Raw genomic sequence first — 9,607 nt, forward strand, 5'->3', positions numbered from 1 at the left:
GGTCGCGGCTCTTGACGAACTCCACCGTCTGCTGCACCGCGGTGATGGGGAGGTCCTGCGGCAAGATGACGAGGCCCCCGCGGCGCGCCACCGTCTCGGCCATCCGCCGCCCCGCCACCGCGGTCATGTTGGCGACGACGACGGGGATCGTGGTGCCCGAACCGTCCTCGGTGGACAGGTCGACGTCGAAGCGGGACGCGACCTCCGAACGGTTCGGCATCACGAACACGTCGTTGTAGGTCAGGTCGTATGCGGGTCTGTGCCCGTCGAGAAACCTCATCGCAGTCGCCCCACCAAACTCACGCCCCCTTCACGCCAGTGCTGTCCCCGCTACGCGGGCACTTCGGTGCGATCCCCGCTCCACAGCGTGTGGAAACGCTTGGCCGGGTCGTCGTCGATGCGGCCGTAGGTGTGCGCGCCGAAGAAGTCGCGCAGGCCCTGGGTGAGTGCGGCCGGCAGCCGCTCGGTGCGCAGCGCGTCGTAGTAGGACAACGCCGACGAGAACCCGGGGATCGGGATGCCGAGTTCGGTGGCCTTCACCACGACGCGGCGCCAGCTGTCGATCGATTCCTCGATGGCGCTGCGGAAGTACGGCGCGACGATGAGCGTCGGTAGGTCGGGGTTCTCGTCGAACGCCTCTTTGATCCGGTTGAGGAACTTTGCCCGGATGATGCAGCCGCCGCGCCAGATGGTCGCCATGTCGCCGGGGGTGATGTCCCAGTCGTACTCGGCGCTGCCGGCCTGGATCTGGTTGAAGCCCTGGGCGTAGGCGATGATCTTCGACGCGTACAGCGCCTTGCTCACGTCGTCGATGAATTGCGCTGCGTCGCTTGGCTTCTCGCCCAGCTGGCCGGACGCCAGCCCGGTAGTCGCCTTGCGCTGCGCCACCGAGCCCGACAGCGCGCGGGCGAACACCGCCTCGGCGATGCCGGTCACCGGTACGCCGAGATCCAGAGCGGACTTCACGGTCCAGCGACCGGTGCCCTTCTGTTCGGCCTCGTCGAGGATGAGGTCGACCAGCGGCTTGCCGGTCTTGGCGTCGGTCTGGCGCAGCACCTCGGCGGTGATCTCGATGAGAAAACTGTCCAGGTCGCCCTTGTTCCACTCGGCGAACACGTCGGCGATCTCGGGGGCGGTCTTGCCGAGCCCGTCGCGCAACAGCTGGTAGGCCTCGCCGATCAGCTGCATGTCGGAGTACTCGATGCCGTTGTGCACCATCTTGACGAAGTGCCCGGCGCCGTCGGGGCCGATGTGGGTGCAGCACGGCACGCCGTCGACGTGTGCGGAGATCTCCTCGAGCAGCGGGCCCAGCGACTCGTACGACTCGGCCGGGCCGCCGGGCATGATCGACGGGCCGTTGAGCGCGCCCTCTTCGCCGCCGGAGATGCCGGCGCCGACGAAGTGCAGCCCGCGCTCCCGGATGGCCTTCTCCCGGCGGATGGTGTCGGTGTAGAGGGCGTTGCCGCCGTCGATGATGATGTCGCCTTCTTCCATGGCGTCCGCGAGCTCGTTGATGACGGCGTCGGTGGGCTCACCGGCCTTGACCATGATCAGCACCCGGCGCGGCTTTTCCAGCGCGTCCAGGAATTCGGCGATGGTCTCCGATCGCACGAACGTGCCCTCGTCGCCGTGCTCTTTGAGCAGCGCGTCCGTCTTGGCGATCGACCGGTTGTGCAGGGCCACCGTGTAGCCGTGCCGGGCGAAGTTGCGGGCGATGTTCGAACCCATCACGGCCAGGCCCGTGACGCCGATCTGCGCGGTGCCGGTCTTGGATCCGGAGTGGGCATCCGACGAACTCATGTTGTCGCCTCTCAAGTTGGAGAACTTTCACCAAAAGCTTTCGGTGACACTGTGGCACAGCGAACAGTCAGGCGCCCGGGGTGATCGGTTCTCGGCGGTGTCAGAGGTTGAACAGGCGTTGCAGCTCGGTGAGCCACGGGACGGCCAGCGCGACCGTGGGCACGACGAACACGGCGGCCGCGGCCAGGTATGCGGCCGCCGACAGCAGGGGACTGTTGCCGCGTCCGCCCAGGCGGCGCACTCGCAGCACCGTGCTGGGACCGCTGGCCGCCAATGCACCCGACGGGGCCCGCCCGGACGCGCAGGCGACCAGCGCCCGGGCCAGGGGAGCGCGACCCGCGGCGCGCACCGCCGCGTCGTCGGCGAGCAGCTCGACCAGCAGCTGGACGGCGCCGAGCGCGTTGGCGCTGCGGACCAGCCGCGGGAAGGCCGCGTGCACGGCGGTAAAGGCCTCCAGCACCAGGTCGTGCCGCGCCCGAAGGTGGGCGCGCTCGTGGGTGAGGATCGCCTCCACTTCGGCGTCGGCGAGGGTGCTCAGCGTCCCCTCGCTGACCACCACGCGGCTGCGCACGCCGGGCAGGCAGTAGGCCAGCGGTTGTGGGACGTCCAACACACGAAGATCGCGGGTGCGGGCGCAGGGCTGCGACAGCGCGGCACCGTGGCCGACCCCGACCAGGTCGACCACCATGCGGTGGTGGGCCCGTCGCTTCCGGTTGGCGATGGCCACCCGGACCACGGCGACCATCAGCCGGGCGCCGACCAGCACGGTCAGGGCGAACACGCTGACGTAGGCGATCCACAGCGGCCAGCCGAGGCGCTCGGCGGCGCCGACGATGCTGGTCGTGGGTCGCCCGTCGCGGCCGGGCATCAACAGGCGGGTGGCGATCGCGATGCCGGCGCTGAACGCCGACAGCACCGCGGCCAGTGCGACCGCCTGCCAGAGCACCATGGCGGCGCGGGGAGCGCGCAGCGGCCAGCGCGCGCGTGCCAACATCGCCGGCACCGGACCGGTCAGTAGCACCGCGAGAATGGTGAAAGCCAGCGCGGACACACTGTCAGTGTCCCTCAGGCCTCCGGTGCAGCGCCAGCAGATGGTGAGTTATTGCGTTGATTGGCTTCCAGTTCGGCGAGCGCGCGCCGCAGCGCCTCCGCCTCGTCGGCGCCGACCCGTTCGACGAAGTGCACCAGCGCGGCCTGCCGGCCCCCGGGATCCTCGGCTTGGGCCAGCGCGTCCACCATGAGTCCGGCGACCAGCTCGTCGCGACCATGAACAGGCGCGTACCGGTGCGCCCGGTCGTCCCGGATCTGCGAGACCAGGTTTTTCTTGGCCAGCCGTTGCAGCACGGTCATGATCGTGGTGTAGGCGAGATCGCGCTGCGCCGACAACGCCTCGTGGACCTGGCGAACGGTCTGAGGCTCGGGCGTGGACCACAGGTGGTCCATGACGGCCCGTTCCAGATCCCCCAGCCGAGTCAGTTTGGCCATAGTTCGTTCATCTCCTGAGCGTCGAAACCAGCGTACTCCGGCTTACTACCGACGGTCGTACGGAAGGCTGACAAATCACGGTGTCGGCCGACGCGCGCGCCCCCGGGGCGAACAAGAAGAACAATACCCCTTGCGAAGTTAGGGCAGCCTTGCCTATGCTCATCGAGTCGAGCGATAACGGACCGTGTGAGTGTCCTGAGGGCTGCAGCGACCCCCGGTCTACTCGATCGGCGAGCCCCGTGCCAACAGGTACGGGGCTCAGCCGTTTTCGGGGCCAAAGTCCCACGGCGAAAACGCTTGCGGGGCCATGGTGTAGACACATGGACGTGCCAGAGCCGCAGAATGCCATTATCCCGCCGGACTTCTCCGCACCCTTCGACCGCGAGATCGGGCTGCAGTTCACCGAACTCAGCCCCGACGGTGCGCGGGCCCAACTCGAGGTCACCCCCAAGCTGTTGCAGCCGATGGGTTTGGTGCACGGCGGCGTTTACTGCTCGATGATCGAAAGCATGGCGAGCGTGGCCGCCTACACCTGGCTGGCCACCCGCGGCGGCGGAAACGTGGTGGGCGTCAACAACAACACCGATTTCTTGCGCTCGATCGGCTCGGGCATGGTGTACGGCACCGTCGAGCCGATCCACCGCGGCCGCAGCCAGCAATTGTGGTTGGTCACCATCACCGACGACGACGACCGCGTCGTCGCCCGCGGTCAGGTGCGGCTGCAGAACCTCGAGGCCCGCTGAGCGGTGGGCCCGTCACACCGCCGTCATTGAATTGCGCTGTCGGGCAAGCTAGCTGGCGCGTCTGGCAGCCGGCCGGTTGGCCTCGGCGGCGACCACCGCCAACTGTTCCAGCCGCGTACGGGCGAACGCCTGCTGCTCGGTGATGGTGAGCTGGCCACGACGGGTGCTCAGGAACGTCACCGTCCAGGACAGCAGGGTGCTGATCTTGGTCTTGAACCCGACCAGGTACACCAGGTGCAGCACCAGCCAGGCGAACCAGGCGAACAGCCCGCTGAACTCGACCGGGCCGATCTTGGCGACCGCGGAGAACCGCGACACCGTGGCCATGGAGCCCTTGTCGAAGTACTGGAAGGGCTCCCGGTCGGCCGGGTTGGCGCCGCCGAGCTCGGCCTTGATGGTGCTGGCGACGTACTTGGCGCCCTGGATGGCGCCCTGCGCCACGCCAGGCACGCCTTCGACGGCGGCCAGGTCGCCGATGACGAACACGTTCGGGTGGCCGGGGACCGACAGGTCGGGCAGGACCTTGACGCGGCCTGCGCGGTCGAGTTCGACCGACGACTGGTCGGCGAGGTCGCGACCCAGCGGGCTGGCGGACACGCCGGCGGACCAGACCTTGCACGCCGACTCGATGCGCCGGACGGTGCCGTCGGAGTCCTTGACCGTGATGCCGTTGCGGTCGACGTCGGTCACCATCGCACCCAGCTGGATCTCCACGCCCATCTTTTCCAGCCGGGCCGCCGCCCGCTGACCCAGCTTGTCGCCGAAGGGCGGCAGCACGGCGGGAGCGGCGTCGAGCAGGATCACCCGGGCCTTGGTCGAGTCGATGTGCCGGAAGGAGCCCCGCAACGTGTCCTTCGCCAATTCCGCTATCTGCCCGGCCATTTCGACGCCGGTGGGGCCGGCCCCGATGACGGTGAACGTCAGCAGCTTGGCCCGCCGCTCCGGATCGCGAGAGCGCTCGGCCTGCTCGAACGCGCTCAGGATCCGGCCGCGCACCTCGAGCGCGTCGTCGATCGACTTCATGCCAGGCGCGAACTCCGCGAAATGGTCGTTGCCGAAATAGGACTGGCCCGCGCCGGCGGCGATGATCAAGCTGTCGTAGGGGGTGTCGTAGGTGTGCCCGAGCAGGTCGGACACCACGAACTTGCCCTCCAGGTCGATGTGGGTGACGTCACCGAGCAGCACCTGGACGTTGCGCTGTCTGCGCAGGACGACCCGGGTGGGGGGTGCGATATCGCCTTCGGACACAATGCCCGTCGCCACCTGGTACAGCAGCGGCTGGAAAAGGTGGTGCGTGGTCCGGGCGATCAGCTTGATGTCGACGTTGGCGTGCTTGAGCTTCTTGGCCGCGTTCAGTCCGCCGAAGCCGGAGCCGATGATGACGACCTGGTGACGACGCTCCGGTCCATCTGTGGTTCCTGGCTGGGGGCTCATGTTTCCGCTGCTCCTGACGGGGGCTCCTGGACGCGCGACTGCAGTCAACGACCACGCTAGTCAGGCGGATACCCCCAAACCTAGTTGGCAACATGTGTAATCAAACACATCGTCTGTATCACTGCTGGTCGCCCAACGTGATACTCGTCATGCTCCGCCGACCGGGGCGCTGAGCTGGCGAAAGACCTACCGGCCCACCAGCGGACGCAGTGCCGCGCCGGCCGCCTCGATGACGCCGGGCGTGTAGGCGGGCAGGTTGATGATGACGCCGTCGATGCCCGCGTCGATCACCCTGGACTTGAGCTGATCGGCGACCGCGTCCGGCGTGCCGGCCACCATGCGCTGCGTCATCTCGGCGGGGATCTGGTCGGGGCTCGCGTTGTCGTCGATCAGGGCCGTGATCAGCGCGCTGGTCTCCAGGGTGGCGGGGTCGCGGCCCACCTCTTCGCAGGACCGGCGCACGGCGTCCACCTTGCGCGGCAGTTCGTCGAAGCCCGCGATCACGTTGAGGTGGTCGAAGTGCCGGGCGGCGAGCGGGATTGTCTTCTTCTCCCCGCTGCCGCCGATCATCAGCGGAATGTGTTCCCGGAAGCGGGGATTGGCGAACGCCTCGCTGGTCTGGTACCACTGGCCCGAGACGGTGGCCCGCTCGCCGGAGATCATCGGCAAGATGATCTGCAGGGCCTCGTCGAGCCGGTTGAACCTGTCGGTGAAGGTGCCGAATTCGAAGCCCAACTGGTCGTGCTCGAGCTGGAACCATCCGGTGCCGATGCCCAGGATCGCCCGTCCCTGGCTGACGACGTCCAGCGTGGTGATGATCTTCGCGAGCAGGCTCGGGTTTCGATACGTATTGCCGGTCACCAGCGTGCCGAGCTGTACCCGCTCGGTGGCGGTGGCCAGCGCCCCCAGGGCGGTGTAGGCCTCCAACATCGGCTGGTCGGGTGAACCCAACATCGGCAGTTGGTAGAAGTGGTCCATCACGAAAACCGAGTCGAATCCGGCTGATTCGGCTTCGCGGGCCTGGGCGACGACGGTGGGGAAGAGTTGTTCAACCCCGGTGCCGTAGGAAAAGTTGGGAATCTGCAGACCGAGTCGAATAGCCACGAGAATCACCGTAGCGATCGGCCCTGCCCGAAAGAAGGGCGCGCGGCGTGTTACGCGTCAGGCGAAACGGGCCAGCGCGCCGTGGCTCACGTGCAACGTCTGGCCGGTGATGTGGCGGGCCGCCGAGGTGGTCAGGAACAGCGCCAACCGAGCGGCCTCCGCGGACACCGGCGCCGGCGTGCGTGACAGCCCGTCGTAGCCGGCCTCGGCGCTGCGTCCGCTCGCCACCACGTTGACGGTGATGCCGCGGGTGCCGAAGATGCCCGCCTGGCCCGCGGCCCAGTTCGACAGCGCGGCCTTGATGGCGGCGTCGGCGCTGCCGGCCGGTGGGTTCTCGGGCACCACACTGATGATCGAGCCGCCCGAGCGCAGGTGATCACCGACGGCCTGGACGGTGAGCACCGCCGAAAGCACCGCCGCGTCAAGGGCCTTGCGCCAGGCGTTGGCGGTGTCGGCGATCGAATAGGTGCGCGGGTCGCCGGCCTCCCAGGTGGGCGCCGGCACGTGGACGATGGTGTCCAGGTGGTGCGGGAAAAGCGGACGGGCCTCTTCCAGGCTGGCCGGGTCGGTGGTGTCGCAGACGATCGACTCGACCTCCAGCTCCTTGGCGGCGATCTCCAGGTCGCTCTTGCGCGCACCCACCAGGGTCACCTTGTGGCCGTCGTCGCGGAAGCCCTCGGCCACCGTGCGTCCCAGCTCCGTGTCTCCGCCGGTAACCAGCACCTCCACCGCCATGACCTCCTCGTGTGCACGCGCGTATTGGCATCGTCCCCGGATATGTTACTGGACAGTAGCTAGCCGGCGAAACTTTCGCCGGCGCGACGCGCGGATCAGTTGCGTAACTATTCGGGCGTCACTTTCCCGGGCACTTTCTTGCGGCGATTCAACCGCCGAGCGCACCGCATTATCGGCGGGCTAGGGTGCATCCATGCGTCGGATCGGGATCCTGGCCGCTGTGGTTTCGACGGTGCTGGCAGCGGGGCCGATCGGATGCGGTTCGCAGCCCGCGCAGCCCGCGCAGGCCTCGGGCAAGGTGGTGGTGTTCGCCGCGGCGTCGCTCAAGCCGGCGTTCACCCAGATCGGCCAGCAGTTCACGGCCCAGAATCCGGGCGCGGGCGTCGACTTCGAGTTCGCCGGCTCCTCCGATCTGGCGACCCAGCTGACGCAGGGCGCAACGGCCGACGTGTTCGCCTCGGCCGACACCGCCCAGATGGATGCGGTCAGCAAGGCCGGCTTGCTGGCCGGCGACCCGACGAACTTCGCGTCGAACACCCTGGTCATCGTCACCGCTCCGGGCAACCCGAAGCGAATCGGCTCCTTCGCCGATCTGGCCAGACCCGGCCTCAACGTGGTGACCTGCCAGCAGCCGGTGCCGTGCGGGGCGGCGGCCCGCCGCGTCGAAGACCGCACGGGCGTGCGCCTCAACCCGGTCAGCGAGGAACCCAGCGTGACCGACGCCCTCAACAAGGTCACCAGCGGCCAGGCCGACGCCGCGCTGGTCTATGTCACCGACGCCAGGAACGCCGGCGCCAAGGTGGCGACCGTGGCCTTCCCGGAGGCCGCCGCCGCGGCGAACGTCTATCCCATCGGCGTGCTGAAGAACGCGCCGCTCGCCGCGCAGGCGCACAAGTTCGTCGACTTGGTGACCTCGCCGACCGGGCAGCAGATCCTGGTCCAGGCCGGCTTCGCGAAACCCTGAGCCGCCCGTGCACCGGCCGACGGACCTGCCCCGCTGGGTGTACCTCCCCGCGGCGGCGGGGGCCGTCTTCGTGGTGCTGCCGTTGCTGGCCATCGCGGTCAAGGTCGACTGGCCGCACTTCTGGTCGCTGATCACCAGCTCGTCGTCGAAAACGGCGCTGTTGCTGAGCCTGAAGACCGCCGCCGCCAGCACGGCGCTGTGCGTGGTCTTCGGGGTGCCGATGGCGCTGGTGCTGGCGCGCAGCACGGCGCGGGTGGTCCGGTTGCTGCGGCCGCTGATCCTGCTGCCCCTGGTGCTGCCGCCCGTGGTCGGTGGCATCGCGCTGCTCTACGCGTTCGGCCGGCTGGGGCTGCTCGGCCGGTACCTGGAGGCCGCCGGTGTCGGGATCGCGTTCAGCACCACCGCCGTGGTGCTGGCCCAGACCTTCGTCTCGCTGCCGTTCCTGGTCATCTCCCTCGAGGGCGCCGCGCGCACCGCCGGCGCCGACTACGAGCTGGTGGCCGCGACGCTGGGGGCGCGCCCGAGCGTCGTGTGGTGGCGGGTCACCCTGCCGCTGCTGTTGCCGGGCGTGGTGTCGGGGGCGGTGCTGGCCTTCGCCCGCTCGCTGGGCGAATTCGGGGCGACACTGACCTTCGCGGGATCCCGCCAGGGGGTGACCCGCACGCTGCCGCTGGAGATCTACCTGCAGCGGGTGACCGACGCCAATGCCGCTGTGGCGCTGTCGATCCTGCTGGTGGTGGTGGCGGCCCTGGTGGTGCTGGGCCTGGGCACCCGCCGGCTGGCCGGGGCCGACACGGGGCAACCGTGAGCGAATTGCAGCTGCGCGCGGTCGTCGCGGACCGCGGGGTGGACGTGGAGTTCTCGGTATCCGCGGGCGAGGTGCTCGCCGTGCTCGGCCCCAACGGCGCCGGCAAATCGACGGTGCTACACGTCATCGCGGGGCTACTTCGGCCCGACCACGCGGTGGTGCGGCTGGGGGACCGGGTCCTGACCGACACCGCGGCCGGCGTCAGCGTGCCGACACACGACCGCCGGGTCGGGCTGCTGCTGCAGGATGCGCTGCTGTTCCCGCACATGAGTGTTGCCGCCAACGTCGGTTTCGGACCGCACAGCCGTCGGGCGCGGTGGCGGGCGGGTCGCACCGGAAGATCCGACACGGCGCTGGGGTGGCTGCGCGAGGTGGACGCGGAGGGCCTGGCCGACCGGAAGCCGCGCCAGCTGTCCGGCGGGCAAGCGCAGCGGGTCGCGATCGCCCGGGCGCTGGCCGCCGAACCCGACGTGTTGCTGCTCGACGAACCGCTGGCCGGGCTCGACGTCGCCGCGGCGGCCGCGATCCGGGCCG

11 protein-coding genes are annotated in these 9,607 nt (G+C 69.1%); 4 read left to right on the forward strand and 7 right to left on the reverse strand.

Translation table 11 applies throughout. The features are described from left to right. The 4 genes from A5659_RS25180 to A5659_RS25195 form a co-directional block, all read right to left on the reverse strand. A partial coding sequence (locus tag A5659_RS25180) for an IMP dehydrogenase (protein WP_197498208.1) occupies nt 1–280 on the reverse strand: 280 nt, incomplete at its 3' end. A gap of 50 nt (nt 281–330) precedes the next feature. Then, nucleotides 331–1,800, reverse strand: coding sequence for an NADP-dependent phosphogluconate dehydrogenase (gndA, locus tag A5659_RS25185; protein WP_067185048.1), 1,470 nt, complete (start codon nt 1,798–1,800; stop codon nt 331–333). A gap of 100 nt (nt 1,801–1,900) precedes the next feature. Then, the gene (locus A5659_RS25190; RefSeq protein ID WP_066872785.1) at nt 1,901–2,851 is read right to left on the reverse strand and encodes a M56 family metallopeptidase; all 951 of its coding nucleotides are present in this window, start codon (nt 2,849–2,851) and stop codon (nt 1,901–1,903) included. 14 nt (nt 2,852–2,865) lie between these two features. Continuing rightward, nucleotides 2,866–3,285: a BlaI/MecI/CopY family transcriptional regulator gene (locus tag A5659_RS25195; RefSeq protein ID WP_066872787.1), complete on the reverse strand. Its 420-nt coding sequence runs from the start codon at nt 3,283–3,285 to the stop codon at nt 2,866–2,868. 320 nt (nt 3,286–3,605) lie between these two features. Between A5659_RS25195 and A5659_RS25200 the strand changes: the two genes are divergently transcribed. After that, nucleotides 3,606–4,028 (forward strand): PaaI family thioesterase, encoded by a 423-nt coding sequence (locus A5659_RS25200; RefSeq protein WP_369829231.1) that lies wholly within the window; start codon nt 3,606–3,608, stop codon nt 4,026–4,028. A gap of 48 nt (nt 4,029–4,076) precedes the next feature. On the opposite strand, the gene A5659_RS25205 is transcribed toward A5659_RS25200, so the two are convergent. The 3 genes from A5659_RS25205 to A5659_RS25215 form a co-directional block, all read right to left on the reverse strand. Further along, on the reverse strand, nt 4,077–5,462 hold the full coding sequence (locus A5659_RS25205; RefSeq protein WP_066872790.1) for an NAD(P)/FAD-dependent oxidoreductase: 1,386 nt from the start codon (nt 5,460–5,462) through the stop codon (nt 4,077–4,079). Nucleotides 5,463–5,648: 186 nt separating this feature from the next. Next, on the reverse strand, nt 5,649–6,566 hold the full coding sequence (locus A5659_RS25210) for an LLM class F420-dependent oxidoreductase (protein WP_067019089.1): 918 nt from the start codon (nt 6,564–6,566) through the stop codon (nt 5,649–5,651). A gap of 57 nt (nt 6,567–6,623) precedes the next feature. After that, nucleotides 6,624–7,301: an SDR family oxidoreductase gene (locus tag A5659_RS25215; protein ID WP_067019083.1), complete on the reverse strand. Its 678-nt coding sequence runs from the start codon at nt 7,299–7,301 to the stop codon at nt 6,624–6,626. A gap of 193 nt (nt 7,302–7,494) precedes the next feature. On the opposite strand from A5659_RS25215, the gene modA reads away from it, so the two are divergent. From modA to A5659_RS25230, 3 genes are all read left to right on the forward strand, one after another. Continuing rightward, a complete protein-coding gene (modA, locus tag A5659_RS25220; RefSeq protein ID WP_067019080.1) occupies nt 7,495–8,265 on the forward strand; it encodes a molybdate ABC transporter substrate-binding protein in 771 nt (256 codons plus the stop codon). Between the two features lie 7 nt (nt 8,266–8,272). Beyond that, nucleotides 8,273–9,073: an ABC transporter permease gene (locus A5659_RS25225; protein WP_066872799.1), complete on the forward strand. Its 801-nt coding sequence runs from the start codon at nt 8,273–8,275 to the stop codon at nt 9,071–9,073. After that, on the forward strand, nt 9,070–9,607 hold a 538-nt coding region (locus A5659_RS25230; protein WP_156749371.1), incomplete at its 3' end, for an ATP-binding cassette domain-containing protein. The genes A5659_RS25225 and A5659_RS25230, both read left to right, overlap by 4 nt.

Origin of the sequence: Mycobacterium sp. 1165196.3, assembly GCF_001673415.1 — a bacterium.
Classification (GTDB): Bacteria; Actinomycetota; Actinomycetes; order Mycobacteriales; family Mycobacteriaceae; genus Mycobacterium; species Mycobacterium europaeum_A.

Coding starts and splice junctions, on each gene's coding strand:
- A5659_RS25195 (WP_066872787.1), bottom strand. CDS start 3,285: ATGGCCAAACTGACTCGGCTGGGGGATCTGGAACGGGCCGTCATGGAC.
- A5659_RS25215 (WP_067019083.1), bottom strand. CDS start 7,301: ATGGCGGTGGAGGTGCTGGTTACCGGCGGAGACACGGAGCTGGGACGC.
- modA (WP_067019080.1), top strand. CDS start 7,495: ATGCGTCGGATCGGGATCCTGGCCGCTGTGGTTTCGACGGTGCTGGCA.
- A5659_RS25200 (WP_369829231.1), top strand. CDS start 3,606: ATGGACGTGCCAGAGCCGCAGAATGCCATTATCCCGCCGGACTTCTCC.
- gndA (WP_067185048.1), bottom strand. CDS start 1,800: ATGAGTTCGTCGGATGCCCACTCCGGATCCAAGACCGGCACCGCGCAG.
- A5659_RS25205 (WP_066872790.1), bottom strand. CDS start 5,462: ATGAGCCCCCAGCCAGGAACCACAGATGGACCGGAGCGTCGTCACCAG.